The sequence below is a fragment of the Enterococcus faecalis genome, assembly GCF_029024925.1.
GTDB classification, from domain to species: domain Bacteria; phylum Bacillota; class Bacilli; order Lactobacillales; family Enterococcaceae; genus Enterococcus; species Enterococcus faecalis.
On the sequence record NZ_CP118962.1, the window covers coordinates 2,189,996 to 2,209,643 of the forward strand.

A 19,648-nucleotide genomic window follows, 5' to 3' on the forward strand; every position below is an offset into this window, starting at 1 on the left:
TCTTGTTTTGTTTAATTACAATAACTAGTCTAAGTTTTGTCCATTAGTTTCGATAACTTGTTTGTACCAATTAAACGATTTTTTTTCATAACGGTTTTTAGTACCATTTCCTTCATCGTCTAAATCAACGTAAATAAACCCATACCGTTTACTCATTTCACCTGTGGAAGCACTGACTAAATCAATACAGCCCCACGGCGTATAGCCCATTAAATCGACGCCATCTGCAACTGCTTCTGCCATTGCTTCAATATGACGACGTAAATAATCAATCCGATAGTCGTCTGCCACATAGAAATTTTCGTCTACTTTATCAATTGCACCTAAGCCGTTTTCCACAATAAATAAAGGTTTTTGATAACGATTATATAATTCATTTAGGGCAATTCGTAAGCCTTCGGGATCAATTTGCCAACCCCATTCACTTGCTTCTAAGAAGGGATTTTTAACGCCACCTAAAAGATTCCCATTTGCTGTATCGTTGGTAGTACCAGTAACATCGACAGCAGTCGACATATAATAACTAAAGCCAATGTAATCCACTGGGTATTCTTTTAATAATTCTAAATCGCCTTCTTCAATGACTAAGTCTTTCACAGCATATTTTTGATATATGCGTTCTGCGTATGCTGGATATTCACCACGAACTTGAACATCTGTACAATAATAATTAAACTCTTGGTTTTCAATCATTGTAGCAACTTGATTGACTGGATTCGAATCAATGCCATACGTTGTTGCGTAAATAATCATACATCCAATTTGTAATTCTGGATTTAATTCATGGCCAATTTTTACAGCTTTACTACTTGCAACAAATTGATTATGCCAGGCTTGGAAAATATTTTGATAATCATTGGCCCCATTGCTTTTCACCAATCCTTGACTAAGTGCTGGGAAATGAAAAGCTGAATTAATTTCATTGAATGTCATCCAATAGTTAACTTTTTGGTGGTAACGTGTTAAAACAGTTTCCGCAAAACGTTCATAAAAGTCAACTAATTGACGATTTTTCCACCCGCCGTATTCTTTCGCTAAATGCAGTGGCATTTCATAATGAGAAATCGTAATTACTGGTTCAATGTTATAGTTTAAGCATTCATCGATAACCGCATCATAAAATTTCAAGCCGGCTTCATTCGGTTGTGTTTCATCTCCTTGTGGAAAAATACGCGACCACGCAATTGAAAAGCGATAACATTTGAAGCCCATTTTAGCAAACAACGCAATGTCCTCTTTAAAGCGATCATAGTGATCAATTCCTGTATGATTAGGGTAGCGATATTTCGTTTCGTCAATCGTCCAATCAAACGCTTCATCTCCTAAAATAGCGAAACGTTGTTTTCCTCCCGGCATCGCATCTGCCACAGATAACCCTTTACCATCGGCTAAGTAAGCCCCTTCTAATTGATTGGCTGCGGTCGCACCGCCCCATAAAAATCCTTTTGGAAATTTTGTCGTTGTTGTCATACTTGTTCCTCCTCCAATTGTCTTTTATTTAATAATGGCTAAAAAGTCTTCACCATGTAACACGTCTGTTTGGTTCATATCCAAAACATCTAAATAATCATTCGTATTCGTTACCACAATCGGTGTAACTACTGGATAACCAGCTTCTTTAATGGCAGCAATATCAAAAGTAACCAGCAAATCTCCTTTTTTAACAGAATCACCTTGTTTCACTGATAATTCAAAGCCTTTACCATCTAATTCGACCGTATCCATGCCAATATGCATTAATAATTCAACGCCCTCTGTTGTCGTCAAGCCAACAGCATGTCCTGTCGGAAATAATGTGGTGATTTCACCATCTGCGGGTGCATATAGTTTGCCTTCAGTCGGCTCAATTGCAACACCTTTTCCTAAAGCACCTGAAGCAAAAACAGGGTCTTGTACTTTTTCTAGCGGTAAAATTTCACCTTGAAGTGGACTTGCTAAAATAATTTTGTCTTCTTGATTCGTTTTTACAGGTGCCACCATCTTATCAGTTGCTGTTTTTTCAGTTGCTGTTTCTGGATTAGGTTGATCTTCAAAACGTAAGACAAACGTTAAGACAAACGCAATGATAAAGGCAATACCGGCACCAATTGCACCAGTAATCATCGGTGCAGTATCTTTTGTCTCTGCAGGAATAAACCCAGGTAAGCTCAACATACTAACCAAGCCAAACGTAAAGTTTTTCACGTGATTCATAGCCACAAATGCACCACCGATACCGCCACCAATACAAGCTGCAATAAATGGTTTTTTCAATGGTAAAGTCACGCCATATACAGTTGGTTCAGTAATTCCAAAAATAGTTGTAATGCTTGAAGACAAAGCCAAACCTTTTAGTTTCACATTTTTTGTTAGGAAAAAGACAGCTAAAGCAGCCCCGCCTTGTGCAATAACGGCTGGTAATAACATTGGTACCATCGTATCGCCACCTTGTGTTAAGTTTAACATCATAATTGGTACAAAGCCCCAATGCATACCAAACATTACCAAGACTTGCCACAACGAACCCATTAATAACCCTGCGATAATTGGACTAAAAACATAAATTGCGTTGTATCCTTGTCCCAACCAATCGCCGATGACCGTCCCGATAGGACCAATAGCTAAGAAGGTAACAGGTGCCATAATAAGGAAAACAGCTAACGGAACGCAGATAATTTGTAGAAAACTCGGAATTACTTTTTTGAAGAAACGTTCCACATAACTTTGTGCAAAAACAGCCAAAATAATTGGTAAAACCGAAGAAGTATAGCCACTTGGCCCAATAATCACTGGAAGACCAGCAAAGCTAATTGTTTTGCCTGCTAAAGCAGTAATGCTGGGATGAACTAAGGCCATCGCCAAAGCAACCGCTAAAAAGGGATTAGTATTGAATTTTTTAGCAGCCGTAAACGCTAACATAATTGGTAAGAAAGTAAATAAACCATCTGCAATCGAAAAGAGAACAAGATATACGCCTGAAGTGTCAGCTAACCAGCCCATAGTTACAGCCAATGTTAAGAAGCCTTTTAGAACCCCAGCGCCGGCCATTGCACCTAAAAACGGTGTAAAAATAGAAGAAATAATATCAATTAAACGGTTAAAGATATTTCCGCCACTTTCTTTTTCTCTATTATCAGAATCATTACCTAGTCCACTGTTGGCCATCAAATCCTTATAGACATCACTAACGTGACTGCCAATAACCACTTGATATTGTCCTGCACTTTGAACTACCTGAATAACATCTGGGTCAGCATTCAATGCAGCTGTATCTGCTTTATTTTCATCTTTTAATTTAAAACGTAAGCGTGTAGCACAGTGAACAACACTATTAACGTTGCCTTCGCCCCCAACAGCTTTTAACACACGTACTGCAATTTCTTGATTTTTACTCATCTCTAGATCCTCATTTCCATTAATTTTTAATATCAAAAAAACCTACATTGAAAAAGAGCCAGATCCTTCTCTTCACAGCTGCGCAGTCTGCGAAAATCGTTATCGGTTTTTTCAATCTAGGTTTTGCCTGCATTATCAGTAACAATCCGCGATTATTGGTTGTTATGCTTTTTTATCATTGACCACTCTTTGGATATGAATGGTTAAATAAATCATTTCCGCTTGATCAATTGGTCGATCATAGCTTTTTAATAAATACTCATTAATACGTTGGACCGCTTGAAACGCCTTAGGATACTTTCCTTGGACCAATGCAAAAAGAAATTCGTCCTCCTCATCATGCGCTTCTTGTTTTAAATAACGTTGCGCAAAATATTGAAGATGTGTAACAATTCGTTGATAGTTCAATGAATCTTCATCAAACACCTGTCCAAAGTAGCGACTAATAATCGTTAAAATATCACGAACCATCTTGGTTGCTTCCATGGTAACTTCCATATTGCCATTTCCTTGTTCAGCATTCACAATATGAAAAGCAATGAAGCCCGCTTCATTTTCTGAAAATTGAACCCCTAGCTTTTCAGCAATAATCGCTAATGCTTGCTTTGCGATTTCAAATTCTTTAGGATAAAATTTGCGTGTTTCGAATACAAGAGGATTCGGAATATCAATTCCTTCTTTGGCTCGAAGTAACGCATAGTGAATATGATCCGTTAAAGTTAAATAAATATTTGATGAAAGCTCAATCGCTAGCGTTGTTTCTGCTAAATCAACGATTTGTTTAACGACTTCTACTTCTTTGGTGGGGACGTCTTCAAACAGCTGCTGGAATTGCCCTGCCATAGCGGAGTCCTTTAACACGAATTCCTTTTCAACATAATCTGGATTGATCGTGTCTCCAATCTTCTTTTGAAAGGCTAAGCCGCGTCCCATATAAACAATTTCTTCGCCTTGCTCATTTCTTGAAAGCACGACATTATTATTTAAAACTTTTTCAATCCTCATGATGAATGCAACCTCACTTTTTTATAAAAAAAGCCCAGAATCCCTCCACTGATTGTGTTAATGGAAGACTCTGGTTTTGCCTGCAAAGCAGTAACAATCCTTATTTACAAAGTAATAATAGCATGCTTTTTTTTAATATGCAAGCCTTTCCAAAAAAATATTTTTATTTATTTTTTACTCAGTTGATCCATTTTAAAAAAAGTTTACTAAAAGTAAAAAAAAGACTTGCTTTCTCTTACTTTTTATTAGTAAAATAGAGATGTTGAATTTTTAAACTATTTATTTTAAGGAGATTACACAATGTCAAAATTATTAGTTGTTAAAGCACATCCATTAACAAAAGAAGAATCACGCTCAGTTCGTGCGTTAGAAACATTTTTAGCTTCATACCGCGAAACAAATCCATCAGACGAAATCGAAATTTTAGATGTTTATGCACCAGAAACAAACATGCCGGAAATCGATGAAGAATTATTATCTGCTTGGGGTGCACTTCGCGCTGGTGCAGCATTTGAAACATTAAGCGAAAACCAACAACAAAAAGTGGCTCGTTTTAATGAATTAACTGATCAATTTTTATCTGCAGACAAAGTAGTAATTGCTAATCCAATGTGGAACTTAAACGTACCAACACGCTTAAAAGCTTGGGTAGATACAATCAACGTTGCTGGAAAAACATTCCAATATACTGCAGAAGGACCAAAACCTCTAACAAGTGGCAAAAAAGCCTTACACATCCAATCAAATGGCGGCTTCTACGAAGGAAAAGATTTTGCTTCTCAATACATTAAAGCGATTCTAAACTTTATTGGTGTTGATCAAGTCGACGGATTATTCATCGAAGGAATCGATCATTTCCCTGATCGTGCGGAAGAACTTTTAAATACTGCTATGACCAAAGCAACTGAATACGGTAAAACATTCTAAATTTTCCGAGTGATTTACATCAAAAAGAGACAAGCAGTTCATTCACTGCTTGTCTCTTTTGTTACGTAGATTCTTGTTGATCTGGCTTATCTTCATCATACAAACCAGAAACAATTTGGTACCACTCAAAAATGTGTGTAATTATCACCTTAGCTGCGGCATAAACAGGAATTCCTAAAATTACCCCGACAATCCCAAATAGTTTACCAGACGTTAATAAAACAACCAAAATGGTGACTGGATGAATGGATAACTGACTGCCTAGGACAAGTGGTGAAATAAACCGACCTTCGACCGTTTGCTCAATGGCAAAAACAATCAAGACTTTAATTAACAAAGCTGGCCCACTGACAATTCCTAAAAAGACTGCTGGAATCATGGCTAAAAATGACCCTAAATAAGGGATTAAATTTAAAAAGCCTGCTGCAATACCTAAAGTGACTGCATAATCTAAGCCAATGACAGAAAAACCAATCATAAACATAATTGCCACTGCGAAAGCGACAGTTAACTGTCCTCTAATATAAGAAGAGACTTGATCATTGACTTCTGCAAGAACTTTTAAGGTTGGTTTACGCATCTTCACTGGTAAAAACTTCATTAAATATGGCGCTAAGTTTTTGCCATCTTTCAGTAAATAAAATAGAATAAAGGGCATCGTAATGATGGCGACAAAGATCGTAGCCACCGCCCCAAAGAAATTACCAATTCCTTGTACTGTGAACGTTGAGACGTTTTTAATGATGGTACCTAACGAACTGACAACTTTATCGCCTGCCGCTTCAAGTTGTTCTCTAAATTGCGCGAAAAGTGGATCACTTAATATTTCCTGCGATTTTTGATCAATTGTATCAATATATTGAGGAAAATGATTTACAAAGCTGACAGATTGCTCACGAATTTTAGGAACGATTACAATACCACCCCAAATGAGTAGTGCCACAATTAAAATAAATAGGCCGATAATACTCCAGACACGTGAGATTTGTTTTTTCTCTAAATAATCGACAATCGGATTTAATAAATAATATAAAATCCCCGCCATAATTACTGGTAAGCCGACAACGCCGAAAAACTGCCAGACGGGCTTAAATAAATAAGAAACTTTCGTAAAAGTTAGAATAATTAACAGCACCAATAAGACAATCAGTAAGGCTGTTACTACTTGATTATTTAAAAACCAACGCCAAAACCAAGACAGGCGTTTATCAGTCGTTTGTTTTTTATCCATTGATTCACGCTCCATTTACTAAATAATCAATTGTTGTTCCAATAGTTATCTTTGGTAACTGATGGGGCGTTAAATAAACACCATTCCGGATAACATCATCCTCATCGGTTGGTGCATCAGCAAAGATTAAAGTGCTGTGAGCGATACTTTGCAAGTTACTATTGGCAAAAGAACCCACTTTTGTAATTGTATAGTTTGTATCGCCAATTTTCAGATGATCTCCTTCTGCCAAGGTAACTTGGTCTTTTTCTGGGAATGATTGAATAACTGCATGTTGCTTCAAGGTATCGGTAGCAGTTTCTCCAAAAAGAATAATCATTTTTTCTGAATCATCGATTGCATGTTTGCCTATTTCTGTTACGGTTGCTTGCATCTTCCATCCCACTCCTTCATTATCTTACTTCTATTATTATAGCATAGAATAAAATAGATATTCAGGAAAAAGAAAAGGCGGTGAACAATCGTCAATTGACTTTTGTTCACCGCCTTAAAATAAGTTTTTATTTAAAGAAGTTCATAATATGAGTCCAAATTTTTTCATCAAAGACATCCATTGGATTCCCATTTCCAATCAAACCATAACCAATCATTGTTCCCACAACAAATAAGATAATGACTAACGAAATGACCACTAGAATTTTCAATAATGTTACTAAAATATAACGAAATGAACTCATACGTTTGACTCCTTTAGATTACTGTCGTTGCTTGTTTTTCTTCAATTTTTTCATCATTGACGCGTTCAACGTTCGCGCCTAATTTTTGAAGTTTTTTATGGAACTCATAATAGCCACGATCTAAATATTTCAAATTAGAGACACGTGTAATGCCATTTGCACGTAACCCTACTAAAATCAATGCGGCAGCTGCCCGTAAATCAGTGGCTTCCACTGCTGCTCCTTGTAACTCGTTGCCACCATTAATAATCGCAATGTTGCCGTCAATTTTTAAGTCAGCGTTCATTCGACGCATTTCCTCTAAGTGTTGGTAACGATTTTCAAAGACTGTTTCTGTCACGATGCTTGTTCCTTCAGCAAACATTTGGATCGCTGTCATTTGTGCTTGCATGTCTGTTGGGAAACCAGGATGCGGCATTGTCTTAACATCTGTTGGTTTTAGATGTTTTGGTCCAATTACACGGATGCCGTTTTCTTCTTCTTCAATGATTGCACCCATTTCAGTTAATTTAGAAATTAGCGGACGATTATGTTCAGAAATTGCTTCTTCAATTAAAACATTGCCCTCAGTCATTGCTGCAGCTACCATGAACGTACCTGCTTCAATTCGATCTTGAACGATTGAATGCTCTACGGCATGTAATTTATCGACGCCTTCGATACGCATCGTTTCTGTCCCAGCACCGATAACATTGGCACCCATTTTGTTTAAAATGTTTGCTAAGTCAACGATTTCAGGTTCACGAGCAACGTTTTCAATGATGGTTGTTCCTTTCGCACGAACAGCAGCCATCATAATATTTTGCGTAGCGCCGACACTTGGGAAGTCTAAGTAAATAGTGTTACCGATTAGTTCATCCGCAATTGCTTCAATGTAACCATTTTTTTGGATGATTTTTGCACCTAATGCTTGGAAGCCTTTTAAGTGTAAGTCAATTGGTCGTTTGCCAATGGCACAGCCACCTGGCATTGCCACTTTGGCATGACCATTACGAGCCAATAAAGGTCCCATTACAACGATAGAAGCACGCATTTTACTAACGTACTCATAGTTTGCTTCGATCCCTAAAGGTTGTGTTGCGTCTATTGTTACTTCATTCGCGTCTTCATCAAAATCAATGGCTACATTCAAATGCTTAATTACTTGATTCATTGTAAATACATCAGATAAAATTGGTACATTTTTTAAAGTAGTAACGCCTTCTTCAGCTAAAAGAGTAGCTGCTAAAATTGGTAAAACAGCGTTTTTGGCGCCTTCAATTTTTACAGTTCCTTCTAATTTTGTATTACCACCATGAACAATAATTTGTTCCATTTTGTTCCCCCCAAAAAAATGAGAATAGGTATTCCTATTCAAAATCTTTACTATTATACCATTATTCAACTAAAAATTGTACCTTTTTTTATTTTTCAATTTTTAAGGAAAATACACAATGAAAAGATTTCGACAAAGCGCAATCAATTCTAAAGCAAACGAGCTAACTGTGTATCCGATAGCGATGGCGAAAAATACCATCAGCATTCTAATTTGCGGTGTAAATTGGGTTTTGAAAAATTGCTCAATACGCAATGATTGCAACGCCCAAAAACTTATGTAAATGAACATAAGATGACTAACGATTCGAACAATAGCATCTACTCCATAGTATTGCATAAGGAGCCTCCTTTTTTCTAACGTAGGAACATTTTATCACAAAATAATAAAAACCGATAATTAATCCACTTGAAATGCCAAAATTTGACACTATTTATTAAAAAATACGAAGAAATAGAGTTTAAGGCACCTGACTCAATAGCAAGCGCCTTAAACTCTACAAAAGTGACTGAATCCTTCAGCCTTTTTTACCCATGTTTCGATACGTTGATCCGGTTGATTGCACGATGCAAAGCAACAGTCGCACGACGTAGTTGATCGCGGTCGTCTTTTGCTTTGGCTTCTTCAATTAAACGTTCTGCTCGTTGTTTTGCTCGTTCAGCACGAGGTACATCGATATCTCGTTCACGTTCGGCACTATCGGCAATAATAGAAACGACATTATCACGGACTTCCATGATACCACCATTTACAGCTACCCAGTCAACATGTGTATCTGAATCGGTCCGTTTGATGCGGACTTCATCAATCGCTAGCGGAACGATGATTGGCGCATGTTTTGGTAAAATACCAATTTCACCATCTGTTGTTTTCGCCACAACGATTTTTGCATGGTGGTCATAAACTAGACCATTAGGCGTTACTACATTCACAGTAAGACTATCCATTGTGTTTGCCGCCTTTCTAGTAGTTTAATTGTTTCGCTTTTTCGATGGCATCTTCAATTTTACCGACACTCCGGAAGGCTTCTTCTGGCAGATTGTCATGTTTACCTTCAAGAATTTCTTTAAAGCCACGAACTGTTTCCGCAACTGGTACATAAGAACCAGGTTGACCTGTAAATTGTTCAGCAACGTTAAAGTTTTGAGATAAGAAGAATTGAACACGGCGTGCGCGACCAACAAGTACTTTTTCGTCATCTGATAATTCGTCCATCCCTAAAATAGCGATGATATCTTGTAATTCACGGTAACGTTGTAAAATATGTTGCACTTCGGTAGCCACTTCGTAGTGTTCTTCTCCAACAATTTCAGGAGCCAAGGCACTAGAAGATGAAGCTAACGGATCTACCGCTGGATAAATCCCTTGTTCGGTTAATTTACGTTCCAAGTTAGTTGTTGCATCCAAATGGGCAAACGCTGTTGCTGGCGCTGGATCGGTATAGTCATCGGCTGGAACATAGATTGCTTGAATAGAGGTAATTGATCCTTTTTTCGTTGAAGTAATCCGTTCTTGTAATTGTCCCATTTCAGTCGCTAAGGTTGGTTGATAACCAACGGCTGACGGCATCCGACCTAAAAGGGCAGAAACTTCTGAACCGGCTTGGGTGAAACGGAAAATGTTATCAATAAATAATAGCACGTCTTGTCCTTCCACATCACGGAAATATTCAGCAATCGTTAACCCAGTTAAGGCCACACGCATCCGTGCACCTGGTGGTTCGTTCATTTGACCAAAAACCATGGCTGTTTTTTCAATAACGCCTGAATCTTTCATTTCATAGTACAGGTCGTTCCCTTCACGTGTCCGTTCACCAACACCAGTAAAGACGGAAATCCCTCCATGTTCTTGGGCAATATTATGAATTAATTCTTGAATTAAGACGGTTTTACCAACACCGGCACCACCGAAAAGTCCGACTTTACCACCTTTTAGATAAGGTGCTAATAAGTCAATAACTTTAATCCCTGTTTCTAAAATTTCATTACTGGTACTTAATTCATCAAATGCTGGCGCTTTTTTATGAATCCCACTACGTTCAGCATCTGCAGGGAATGGTGCTTCTAAGTCAATTGTGTCTCCTAAAACGTTAAACACACGACCCAATGTATCTTTACCAACAGGAACTGAAATTGATTTTCCTGTATCGATAACTTCCATTCCACGTTGTAAACCATCTGTCGATTCCATAGCGATAGAACGAATCACTCCATCACCTAGTTCTAAAGCGACTTCAAGTACTACTTTTTGTTTTGCTTCGCCATTTTTATAAACGACTAAAGCGTTGTTAATATCGGGTAAGGATTGATCTAATGAAAATTCCACGTCAACAACGGGACCGATTACTTGAACAATCTTTCCTGAACTCATAATTTCTTTCCTCCAGTCTTCATAAAGTCACACGCTTTGAACGTTTTTATAAACGTTCAAACGTAAGACTAGATTATTCTAGTGCAGCTGCACCAGCAACAATTTCTGTAATTTCTTGGGTAATCGCCCCTTGACGAGCACGGTTATAAGAAATTGTTAAATCGCTAATAATATTTTGCGCATTGTCAGTGGCTGTTTTCATGGCGGTCATCCCAGCAGCATGTTCTGCTGTTTTCGCATCAATGATCGCCCCATAAATTAAGCTTTCTGCATATTGTGGTAATAATTGATCCAAGATTGCTTCAGGTGAAGGCTCTAAAAGATATTCTTGTTCGTAAGAGGTCGCCTCTGATGGATCTAAATCAGTAATTGGCAACATTTTTTTCACACGAAACTGACTCGTTAGTGAGTTAACGTGGTGATTATAACAAACATACAATTCATCAAACACTTCGTTTTGGTACATAGTCGTTGCCGTTGTCACAATCTTACGGACTTCTTCAAACGTTGGTTGATCCGTTAAGCCTCTTAGCTCATAGGAAACATCGATTCCGCGTGCTTTAAAGAAATCCGCCCCTGTACCACCAATGGCGATTAAGGCATATTCTTTATTAGAATCATGGTCTTCTTGAATCATACTCATGGTTTGTTTTAAGATTGAGCTATTGTAGCCACCAACTAACCCTTTGTCAGAAGTGATAACGATATAGCCTGTTTTTTTGACAGGTCGTTGTGCTAACATCACATGATAGTTCCCTTCACTAAGAGAAGATTGTTCTGTTTCACGTAATTCACTTAACTGAGCAGCTACTAAATGCGTAACGACACTACGAATTTTTGAAGAATATTCTTGAAAGCTTTTAGAGGCGCCTTCTGACTTGGTCAATTTGGCTGCAGAAACCATTTGCATCGCTTTGGTAATTTGGCTTGTCTTTTTTGTTGATGCAATGCGTTGTTTGATTTCGTTTAATGAAGCACCCAATGTCGCTCACCTCTCTTATGCGTTATCGATTTTTTCTAAAGCTTCTTTGGCTGAATCTCCGCTATTGTTTGCCGCTGCAAACATTTCAGAAAACTCTGTAATCGCTGCATCTAATGCATCAGTATCTGGTAAGTCTTTCGTAGTACGAATGGTTTCCAATAAGTCTGCATGTTTGCCATCAAAATAATCGAATAAATCTTGTTCAAAGTGTAAAATTTTATCTACGCTCACGCTATCTAAAAAGCCGTGTGTTAACGCATATAAAATTAAGACTTGTTTTTCTACAGGCAGTGGCGCATGTAGTTTTTGTTTTAAAATTTCTACCGTACGACGACCACGGTTTAATTTAGCTTGTGTTGCCGCATCTAAATCAGAACCAAATTGTGTAAAGGCTTCTAACTCACGGTAACTAGCTAAGTCTAAACGAAGCGTTCCGGCAACTTTTTTCATTGCTTTGATTTGCGCTGATCCTCCGACACGAGAAACAGATAACCCAGCATCAACGGCTGGACGAGTGCCTGCATAGAACAAGTCGCTTTCTAAGAAAATTTGTCCATCAGTGATTGAAATAACGTTTGTTGGAATATAAGCAGAAATATCGCCTGCTTGTGTTTCAACGAATGGTAAGGCTGTCATTGAACCGCCACCTAATTCATCACTTAATTTAGCTGCACGTTCTAATAAACGTGAGTGTAAATAGAAGACATCCCCTGGATAAGCTTCACGACCTGGTGGACGGCGTAATAGTAGAGAAAGTTCACGATAAGCCACGGCTTGTTTTGATAAGTCATCAAAAATTATTAAGACATGTTTGCCGTTATACATGAATTCTTCACCCATTGCAGTTCCTGCATACGGTGCAATGTAAAGTAATGGTGCTGGTTGTGAAGCCCCTGCAGTCACAACGATTGTATAATCTAAGGCACCAAATTTACGAAGTGTCTCTACTTGGTTACGAACAGTAGATTCTTTTTGACCAATCGCTACATAAATACAAATTACATCTTGTCCTTTTTGGTTAATAATTGTATCAATTGCAATCGATGTTTTCCCTGTTTTACGGTCTCCAATAACTAATTCCCGTTGTCCACGACCAATTGGTACGAGGGCATCAATGGCTTTTAAGCCAGTTTGCATTGGTTCAGCAACAGATTGACGTTGCATAACACCGGGAGCTGTTGCTTCCACAGGACGTGTTTTGTCTGTTTTAATTTCGCCTAAACCATCTAATGGTTGACCTAATGGATTAACAACACGGCCAATCAAAGCTTCCCCAACGGGTACTTCCATGATTTTGCCTGTGCGTTGTACTTTATCTCCTTCACGAATGGTTTCAAAATCGCCAAGGATAATAATCCCTACATCATTTGTTTCTAAGTTTTGTGCCATTCCGTATGAACCGTTTGAAAATTCAACAAGTTCTCCACTCATGGCATTTTCTAAACCGTGGGCGCGGGCAATTCCGTCACCGACGTAAGTGACTGTTCCAACTTCTTCAACAGCAAGCTGTTGTTGATAGTTTTCGATTTGTTCTTTAATCAAGGCACTGATTTCTTCTGCTTTGATAGCCATTCAATTCACCTCTTTGTAGTCCTAAAGATTATTTTAATAACTTCTGCTGCATATGTTCTAATTGTTTGCGGATGCTGCCATCGATTACTTGATGGTTTGCTTCAATAACCACTCCGCCGACAATTGACGGGTCAATTAAATTGACTAAATGCGCTTGTTCATACCCTAATAATTGGGCAGCTTTTTCTTCCATTGCTTGATGTTGTTCTTTTGATAAAGGAATGGCTGTTGTCACTGAACCCAAAATTAGTCCTTGGTGCTCATCATAACGTCGTTCATATTCATCAATCATCAAGAGCAGATCGTACATGCGACGATATTCGTAAACCACTCGCAAAAAGTTTTGCATCATTTCACTAAAACCTGTTACTAGTTTTTCCATGATGCTGTCTTTTTCATAAGGCTCTAAGCGATCATCACTTAAAATATCGCCAATACCAGGTACTTGGTGATAGACTTCGCGAAGCGTCAATAATTCTTGATAAATTGCTTCAGCTTGGTTCTTTTCAACTGCCAACTCAAACAAAGCCTTGCCGTAGCGTTTACCAACTGTATATTTATCTAGTTTCATTTGCTTTACCTAAACTTTCAATATAAGAATCAATCAATGCTTCATGTGCATCTGGTGTTAATTCTTTATTTAAAATTTTGGCTGCAATTTGAAGAGAAAGATCTGCCACTTCATTTTTTACTGAAGACAATGCTTCTTCACGTTCTTGAGAAATATCTGTCCGAGCTTTTTCGCGTAAGCGAGTAACTTCCGCAGTTGTTTCTTTTAATGTTTTTTGGCGAGTCTGTTCTCCACTTTCTTTCGCGTTTTTAATAATTTCAGCTGCTTCTGATCTGGAAGAAAGTAATTGTTGTTGACGTTCTTTTTCCATTTTCGCTGCTGCTACGCGAGATTGTTCTGCAGAGTCTAAATCGTTGGCAATTTTTTCTTCACGTTGTGTCAAAATATCTACGATTGCTCCCCATGCATATTTCTTTAATAAGAGCATCAAGATTAAAAATGCACCACTGACAACAATCATCGTGCCTAGTGTGGTACTAGGAGCCGTTTCACCGACTACCAATATAGTAAGTAGCATGAAGTCTCAACTTCCTTTCTTGCAAAAATCGATTTAGCTTCTTCAACTGCTTTATCACTAGCTATTGAAAAGGCTAAAGATAGAAGAAAGCAGTGACGGTCCCGATAATAATCAGCGTCCTGCCTCCATTTTATTGCTTATCTGAATAAAAGTAATAAAGAAACAACGACACCTAAAATTGGCACAGCTTCGATTAAAGCGACCCCGATAAACATTGTTGTTCTTAATTGACCAGACATTTCTGGTTGACGAGTCATTGACTCGATTGTTTTTGAAATAACTTGTCCGTTACCGATAGCGGCTCCGATAGCTGAACCGAAAATTGCAATTGCTGCTGCGATAAAATTTAATCCTTCCATTGTGTAAAATCCTCCTAAAAGATAATTTTTGTCCTTCGTATTTCTTGATTATTCTTCTGTTTCAATTTTGTGTGACATATAAACCATTGAAAGTGTCACAAAGATAAACGCTTGGATACATCCAATAAAGATTGAGAATGCTACCCAAATCATTTCTAGCGGAATTGCTAGTGGGATAACCCATAATCCGACGCTTGCTACGGTTCCAGCAATTAAGCCCAATAGAACTTCGCCGGCAAAAATGTTTCCGTACAAACGCAAGCCTAATGTTAATAGATTCGTGAATTCTTCCATTAATTTTACCGGTAGTAAGAAACCAACGGGTCTTAAATAACTATTAACTAGATAGCCTTTAAAACCAAAGCGTTTCATACCAAAGAAGTGTGTTAAGACAATCATCATCATCGCTAACGTTAAGGTTACGATTGGATCGGCGGTTGGACTTTTCCAAACGCTGAGATCGTCGCCCACAACGATTTTTGTAACGAGACCCAAGATGTTTGAAACAAGTACAAACATGAACAGGGTAAACGCCATTAAATGAAAATTGCTCACTTCTTTACGAGGTAAATTGTCTGTAATGATTCCACGAATAAAATCCACTAACCATTCGATGACCGTTTGTTTGCCTTTAGGTCGTAGCTTCATATTTCTCGTACAAGCATAGACAAAGGCGAAAACAATGATACACGTCAACAGCACCATCAAAACAATGGTTCCATCAAACCAAATTGGTCCGATATTGAAGAGTAATTTCTTCTCTTCCAAATCAATTCACCTCTTTTCCAACAATCTTTCAGAAGTTTCATCCTACTCCTGAGTGATAATCCCTGGCAAAGCTATCGTACCACCACTTGTTGATAATTTACAAATAGTTTACTTTTAAAATTTCATGTGTTGAAAATTGGTTGGAAAACCTTTTCCATAAACCAATCTAATGCAGGGTGGTACTGCTTTCCGAAGCGATTAAAAAATGAATCATTTACATTCATTTACTCAACACTTACCAGATTTTACACCTAATCCGAAGAAAGGCAAGCAAATATGCGAAAAAGAATAAATTTACATTTTTAACGTCGGTTATTTTTTAATGTTCGACTGATTTGTCGGTCAACTTCCTTACGTTTCAAGTCTTCACGCTTGTCGTACTGCTTTTTCCCTTTAGCTAAACCAATCAAAACTTTGGCATAGCCGTCTTTAATATAGACCTTCAAAGGTACTAATGTGATACCTGTATTTTTGGTTTCGCCGATTAACTTATTAATTTGTTTTTTGTGTAATAATAATTTTCTGGTACGTAATGGGTCATGATTAAAAATATTGCCCTGTTCATATGGACTAATATGAACATTATACAAAAAGGCTTCTCCGTTTCGAATTCGTGCAAAACCATCTTTTAAATTGATACGACCATTTCGAATAGATTTGATTTCTGTTCCTTGTAAAACAAGACCTGCTTCAACCGTATCGATAATTGAATAATCATGTCTAGCTTTGCGGTTTTGTGCGATTAATTTTCCTTCCCCTTTTGGCATAAGCGACCTCCTCTACTTCTTCTTTTTTCCTTTTTTATTTTTTTGTTTCATTGCTTCTTTATAAAAAGGTTGTTTTTTGCCTTTGCCTTTTTTCTTATTTTTCTTTTTCTTACCATCAAATGATTCATCTTTTTTATTTCTTCGTTGATTATTTGAACGAGTTGAAGAATTGGCTTTACCTTTTTTACGTCCTTTTGGTCCTTCTACTGGCGCAACTTCTTCAGCTGAAATCAATTCAAAATCAACTTCTCTTGTTTCTGGATCAGCTTTTTCAACACGGATTTGAACTTTCTGACCAATTTTCAAAGTCATTCCCGTCCGTTCACCAACTAACGCCATATGATTTTCAATAAAGTGGAAATAATCTTGTTTTAAGTTGTTCACGTGAATCAAGCCTTCTATTGTATTAGGCAGTTCCACAAAGATACCAAATTTTGTGACTGAGCTGATAATCCCGTCATACGTTTCTCCCACTTTATCTACCATAAATTCGGCTTTCTTCATGGCGTCCACTTCACGCTCTGCATCAACTGCGCGACGTTCCATACTTGAACTATGATTGGCAATTTCTGGTAATGCTTCGTTCCATTTTTCTTGATTTTTTTCAGATTGATCTTGGCTATAGCTGCGAATCAAACGATGCACAATTAAATCTGGATAACGACGTATTGGTGAAGTGAAATGCGTATAATATTCAGCAGCCAACCCATAGTGTCCGTAGTTGTCTTCTGAGTATTTCGCTTGTTGCATACTTCTTAGCAACATCGTATTGATAACCACTTCTTCCGGCTTATTTTCAACTTGCTCTAAAACTTTTTGTAAATCTTTCGGTGAAATGTTTTCTTTTGTTCCTTTAACAAGAATGCCAAGTACTGCAGCAAAGTCAAAGAAACGTTGCATTTTTTCTTCTTTTGGTTGTTCATGAATCCGATAAATGAATGGCAGTTTTAAGTCATGATAATGACGCGCCACAGTTTCATTCGCTGCCAACATAAAGGATTCAATTAATCGTTCACCCACGCCACGCGTGCGTAAAAGAATATCTTGGGGATGACCATTTTCATCAACTAGGACTTTGGCTTCACGATCTTCAAAAGAAATCGCACCACGGCGCATACGCATCTCTTCTAATATATGGTGCAGCTCGCCCATCTCTTTAAACATGGGAACTAGCTCTTTGTAGCGTTCTAACGTTTCAGGTTTTTGCTCTTCTAAAATTTCATTGACTGCTGTATAGGTCATTCGCTCCGTTGTTTGGATTACACTTTGGAAAATTTCATGCGAAATAACTTCTCCTTCTGGTGTAATTTCCATCTCACAACTCATGGTTAAACGTGGAACATGTGGGTTTAGCGAACAAATCCCATTTGATAATCGCTGCGGAATCATTGGCACAACTCGGTCTGTCAAATAGACACTTGTGCCACGTTCATACGCTTCCATATCCAATTGACTTCCTTCAGTTACATAATAAGAAACATCTGCAATATGCACCCCTAAAAAGAAATTGCCATTTGCTAACTTTTGTACCGTTACTGCATCATCTAAATCTTTCGCATCTTCTCCATCAATCGTCACAATCAACTGATCACGTAAATCCCGACGACCGACTAAATCGCTTTCTGCAATAGTTTCTGGTACTTGGTCCGCTTCAGCCAAAACTTCATCAGGAAATGCTGTGGGAATTCCATGAGCCACCACGATTGATAAAATATCCATTCCTGGATCATTTTTATGACCAATCACTTGTTTGACTAGTCCTTCCATACTCGTTGGATATTCTTGATCTGGATAATAGGTAATTTCAGCAATGACAATGCTACCATCTACTGGCTTAATCCCTTCAGGTGCAATTGATACAGTATACTGATTCAATTTCTTATCTTTGGGAATCATGTAGCCATACAGTCCCATTTCTGCCATTTCTTCTTCACTATATGCCACAAATTCTCCGACAACTTGGCTCACTGCTCGCTCTTTAATTTCTTTTACTTTACCTTCTGCGCCGCGATCTGAAAAAGGATCCGCATGTTGGATCACGTCGATTAAAACCGTGTCCCCATCCATTGCAAAGTTCGTTGCCTCTTTAGGAATGTAAACATCTGGTTCTTCAGGATCGATGGTCACGAAACCAAAGCCTCGTTCATTTGCACGAAACGTTCCTTCTATTAATAAGTCTTTCATTGGTAACAGGACTTTGCCTTTTTTGTTGAAACTAACTGACTTTTCTCGTTCCATTTGTGCAATGGTTTGCACTAAAATTTTAAAATCTGAACTTTTTTCTAAATTCAAGCCTTGTGCAATTTCTTCCATTGAAAAGCTTTTCTTTTTTTGGCTTTCCATGAAATGTAAAATTTGCTCTTTAATTGTTTGTTTTGTCATTATTTCTCCTCATTCCAAGGTAGTGTTGCTAAAAATTGCACCACATCTTGCTCTAATTGTTTGTGTTCTCCACTCACCGTAATGACATGTCCGCTGTTTGGGTACCATTGTAAGGTCACACGTGCTTGTGTTAGCGCTTGGGCCGTTTGATAGACGCCCATTGGCTCAATCATTTCATCTTTGCCAGCTTGCGCTAAGAAAAGAGGTGCGTGGATTTTGTTTAGTTTGTCAGCCGTCTGACTAGCAATCGTTTCAATCGCTCCTAATTGTTGTTTGACTCGTTGCTCAATCGATTGCAACCGGCTTTGTTGTTCCTCTGCAGGAACTTCTGCGATTTTCATCACATTTTCTGCGTATAATACGAAATTTTCTGGGACTTTATTTTCGACAGGGTAAATCGGTGAACAGAAAAATCCACCACCAATTAATCCTGTTAATTGTTCCGTTAATGCATGCATACTGAAAATCCCGCCCATTGATAAACCAAAAATGGCAATTTCTTGGTAACCTCTTTCTCTCAAAAAAGCGACTGCTTCTTGTGTATCTTGCCACCATTGTTCCGTTGTTTGATCTAAAATATCTTCAGGAACTAGCGTGCCATGTCCTGAAAAATTAGGCGAATAGACAGTATAATTTTCTTTTTCTAAACGTCTGCTTAACATCCGTACATCATTACTGCTGCCAGAATAAGCGTGTAATAAAAGGACCGCCCGTTTTCCTTTTTCTGAAAATAACGGCTTTGGTAAATTGATTTTTTTTGCCACTTCGCTCACCTCAGCTTCATTCTATCATATTCTCAAAAGAAAACCTTCCGAAATGATAAGTTTCAA

20 protein-coding genes are annotated in these 19,648 nt (G+C 37.9%); 1 reads left to right on the forward strand and 19 read right to left on the reverse strand.

Going from position 1 to position 19,648, the window contains the following annotated elements; genetic code table 11:
- Positions 1–24: 24 nt before the first annotated feature.
- From PYW42_RS10810 to licT, 3 genes are all read right to left on the reverse strand, one after another.
- Complete coding sequence (locus PYW42_RS10810) at positions 25–1,470, reverse strand: glycoside hydrolase family 1 protein (RefSeq protein WP_002400927.1); 1,446 nt, start codon at positions 1,468–1,470, stop codon at positions 25–27.
- 24 nt (positions 1,471–1,494) lie between these two features.
- Entirely contained in the window at positions 1,495–3,375 is a 1,881-nt protein-coding gene (locus tag PYW42_RS10815; protein ID WP_010816167.1) for a beta-glucoside-specific PTS transporter subunit IIABC, read from the reverse strand.
- Between the two features lie 162 nt (positions 3,376–3,537).
- A complete protein-coding gene (licT, locus tag PYW42_RS10820; protein ID WP_002359608.1) occupies positions 3,538–4,380 on the reverse strand; it encodes a BglG family transcription antiterminator LicT in 843 nt (280 codons plus the stop codon).
- Positions 4,381–4,680: 300 nt separating this feature from the next.
- Between licT and PYW42_RS10825 the strand changes: the two genes are divergently transcribed.
- Positions 4,681–5,307 (forward strand): FMN-dependent NADH-azoreductase, encoded by a 627-nt coding sequence (locus tag PYW42_RS10825; RefSeq protein ID WP_002367152.1) that lies wholly within the window; start codon positions 4,681–4,683, stop codon positions 5,305–5,307.
- A gap of 61 nt (positions 5,308–5,368) precedes the next feature.
- Here the strand turns inward: PYW42_RS10825 and PYW42_RS10830 are convergent, their stop codons facing one another.
- The 16 genes from PYW42_RS10830 to PYW42_RS10905 all read right to left on the reverse strand — a co-directional run bounded on the left by PYW42_RS10830 (position 5,369) and on the right by PYW42_RS10905 (position 19,591).
- Positions 5,369–6,538 (reverse strand): AI-2E family transporter, encoded by a 1,170-nt coding sequence (locus tag PYW42_RS10830; RefSeq protein ID WP_002381494.1) that lies wholly within the window; start codon positions 6,536–6,538, stop codon positions 5,369–5,371.
- A 4-nt stretch (positions 6,539–6,542) separates the two neighbouring features.
- Positions 6,543–6,911 carry a PTS glucitol/sorbitol transporter subunit IIA gene (locus PYW42_RS10835; protein WP_002356567.1) on the reverse strand — a complete coding sequence of 123 codons (369 nt, stop codon included), beginning with the start codon at positions 6,909–6,911 and terminating at the stop codon, positions 6,543–6,545.
- 127 nt (positions 6,912–7,038) lie between these two features.
- Positions 7,039–7,215: a DNA-directed RNA polymerase subunit beta gene (locus PYW42_RS10840; RefSeq protein ID WP_002356564.1), complete on the reverse strand. Its 177-nt coding sequence runs from the start codon at positions 7,213–7,215 to the stop codon at positions 7,039–7,041.
- Between the two features lie 13 nt (positions 7,216–7,228).
- Positions 7,229–8,530: a UDP-N-acetylglucosamine 1-carboxyvinyltransferase gene (gene murA / locus PYW42_RS10845; RefSeq protein WP_002400933.1), complete on the reverse strand. Its 1,302-nt coding sequence runs from the start codon at positions 8,528–8,530 to the stop codon at positions 7,229–7,231.
- Positions 8,531–8,632: 102 nt separating this feature from the next.
- A complete protein-coding gene (locus PYW42_RS10850; protein ID WP_002356560.1) occupies positions 8,633–8,869 on the reverse strand; it encodes a DUF1146 family protein in 237 nt (78 codons plus the stop codon).
- Positions 8,870–9,057: 188 nt separating this feature from the next.
- Positions 9,058–9,477: a F0F1 ATP synthase subunit epsilon gene (locus PYW42_RS10855; RefSeq protein ID WP_002356559.1), complete on the reverse strand. Its 420-nt coding sequence runs from the start codon at positions 9,475–9,477 to the stop codon at positions 9,058–9,060.
- Between the two features lie 16 nt (positions 9,478–9,493).
- The gene (gene atpD / locus PYW42_RS10860; RefSeq protein ID WP_002356558.1) at positions 9,494–10,900 is read right to left on the reverse strand and encodes a F0F1 ATP synthase subunit beta; all 1,407 of its coding nucleotides are present in this window, start codon (positions 10,898–10,900) and stop codon (positions 9,494–9,496) included.
- Positions 10,901–10,973: 73 nt separating this feature from the next.
- Complete coding sequence (locus PYW42_RS10865) at positions 10,974–11,882, reverse strand: F0F1 ATP synthase subunit gamma (RefSeq protein ID WP_010816168.1); 909 nt, start codon at positions 11,880–11,882, stop codon at positions 10,974–10,976.
- A 15-nt stretch (positions 11,883–11,897) separates the two neighbouring features.
- A complete protein-coding gene (gene atpA, locus PYW42_RS10870) occupies positions 11,898–13,454 on the reverse strand; it encodes a F0F1 ATP synthase subunit alpha (protein ID WP_002356555.1) in 1,557 nt (518 codons plus the stop codon).
- Between the two features lie 28 nt (positions 13,455–13,482).
- Complete coding sequence (gene atpH, locus PYW42_RS10875; protein ID WP_002356554.1) at positions 13,483–14,025, reverse strand: ATP synthase F1 subunit delta; 543 nt, start codon at positions 14,023–14,025, stop codon at positions 13,483–13,485.
- Entirely contained in the window at positions 14,012–14,542 is a 531-nt protein-coding gene (gene atpF / locus PYW42_RS10880; protein WP_002362573.1) for a F0F1 ATP synthase subunit B, read from the reverse strand. Before atpF ends, atpH begins: the two co-directional genes overlap by 14 nt.
- 137 nt (positions 14,543–14,679) lie before the next feature.
- The gene (gene atpE, locus PYW42_RS10885) at positions 14,680–14,901 is read right to left on the reverse strand and encodes an ATP synthase F0 subunit C (protein WP_002356552.1); all 222 of its coding nucleotides are present in this window, start codon (positions 14,899–14,901) and stop codon (positions 14,680–14,682) included.
- 48 nt (positions 14,902–14,949) lie between these two features.
- Positions 14,950–15,669 (reverse strand): F0F1 ATP synthase subunit A, encoded by a 720-nt coding sequence (gene atpB, locus PYW42_RS10890; protein WP_002356551.1) that lies wholly within the window; start codon positions 15,667–15,669, stop codon positions 14,950–14,952.
- A 302-nt stretch (positions 15,670–15,971) separates the two neighbouring features.
- Positions 15,972–16,436, reverse strand: a complete 465-nt coding sequence (gene smpB, locus PYW42_RS10895) for an SsrA-binding protein SmpB (protein WP_002356550.1) — start codon at positions 16,434–16,436, stop codon at positions 15,972–15,974.
- Between the two features lie 12 nt (positions 16,437–16,448).
- Positions 16,449–18,818, reverse strand: coding sequence for a ribonuclease R (rnr, locus tag PYW42_RS10900; protein WP_002356549.1), 2,370 nt, complete (start codon positions 18,816–18,818; stop codon positions 16,449–16,451).
- Complete coding sequence (locus tag PYW42_RS10905) at positions 18,818–19,591, reverse strand: alpha/beta hydrolase (protein ID WP_002384145.1); 774 nt, start codon at positions 19,589–19,591, stop codon at positions 18,818–18,820. The genes rnr and PYW42_RS10905 overlap by 1 nt, the downstream gene beginning before the upstream one ends.
- Between the last annotated feature and the right edge of the window lie 57 nt (positions 19,592–19,648).

Excerpts from the sequence above, each read along its gene's own strand:
- PYW42_RS10835 (WP_002356567.1), bottom strand. The coding sequence starts at position 6,911 with ATGCAAGCAACCGTAACAGAAATAGGCAAACATGCAATCGATGATTCA.
- atpF (WP_002362573.1), bottom strand. The coding sequence starts at position 14,542 with ATGCTACTTACTATATTGGTAGTCGGTGAAACGGCTCCTAGTACCACA.
- PYW42_RS10840 (WP_002356564.1), bottom strand. The coding sequence starts at position 7,215 with ATGAGTTCATTTCGTTATATTTTAGTAACATTATTGAAAATTCTAGTG.
- PYW42_RS10855 (WP_002356559.1), bottom strand. The coding sequence starts at position 9,477 with ATGGATAGTCTTACTGTGAATGTAGTAACGCCTAATGGTCTAGTTTAT.
- PYW42_RS10815 (WP_010816167.1), bottom strand. The coding sequence starts at position 3,375 with ATGAGTAAAAATCAAGAAATTGCAGTACGTGTGTTAAAAGCTGTTGGG.
- murA (WP_002400933.1), bottom strand. The coding sequence starts at position 8,530 with ATGGAACAAATTATTGTTCATGGTGGTAATACAAAATTAGAAGGAACT.
- PYW42_RS10810 (WP_002400927.1), bottom strand. The coding sequence starts at position 1,470 with ATGACAACAACGACAAAATTTCCAAAAGGATTTTTATGGGGCGGTGCG.
- rnr (WP_002356549.1), bottom strand. The coding sequence starts at position 18,818 with ATGACAAAACAAACAATTAAAGAGCAAATTTTACATTTCATGGAAAGC.
- PYW42_RS10850 (WP_002356560.1), bottom strand. The coding sequence starts at position 8,869 with ATGCAATACTATGGAGTAGATGCTATTGTTCGAATCGTTAGTCATCTT.
- atpH (WP_002356554.1), bottom strand. The coding sequence starts at position 14,025 with ATGAAACTAGATAAATATACAGTTGGTAAACGCTACGGCAAGGCTTTG.
- PYW42_RS10830 (WP_002381494.1), bottom strand. The coding sequence starts at position 6,538 with ATGGATAAAAAACAAACGACTGATAAACGCCTGTCTTGGTTTTGGCGT.
- PYW42_RS10825 (WP_002367152.1), top strand. The coding sequence starts at position 4,681 with ATGTCAAAATTATTAGTTGTTAAAGCACATCCATTAACAAAAGAAGAA.
- atpA (WP_002356555.1), bottom strand. The coding sequence starts at position 13,454 with ATGGCTATCAAAGCAGAAGAAATCAGTGCCTTGATTAAAGAACAAATC.
- atpE (WP_002356552.1), bottom strand. The coding sequence starts at position 14,901 with ATGGAAGGATTAAATTTTATCGCAGCAGCAATTGCAATTTTCGGTTCA.
- licT (WP_002359608.1), bottom strand. The coding sequence starts at position 4,380 with ATGAGGATTGAAAAAGTTTTAAATAATAATGTCGTGCTTTCAAGAAAT.
- atpD (WP_002356558.1), bottom strand. The coding sequence starts at position 10,900 with ATGAGTTCAGGAAAGATTGTTCAAGTAATCGGTCCCGTTGTTGACGTG.
- smpB (WP_002356550.1), bottom strand. The coding sequence starts at position 16,436 with ATGCCAAAAGGGGAAGGAAAATTAATCGCACAAAACCGCAAAGCTAGA.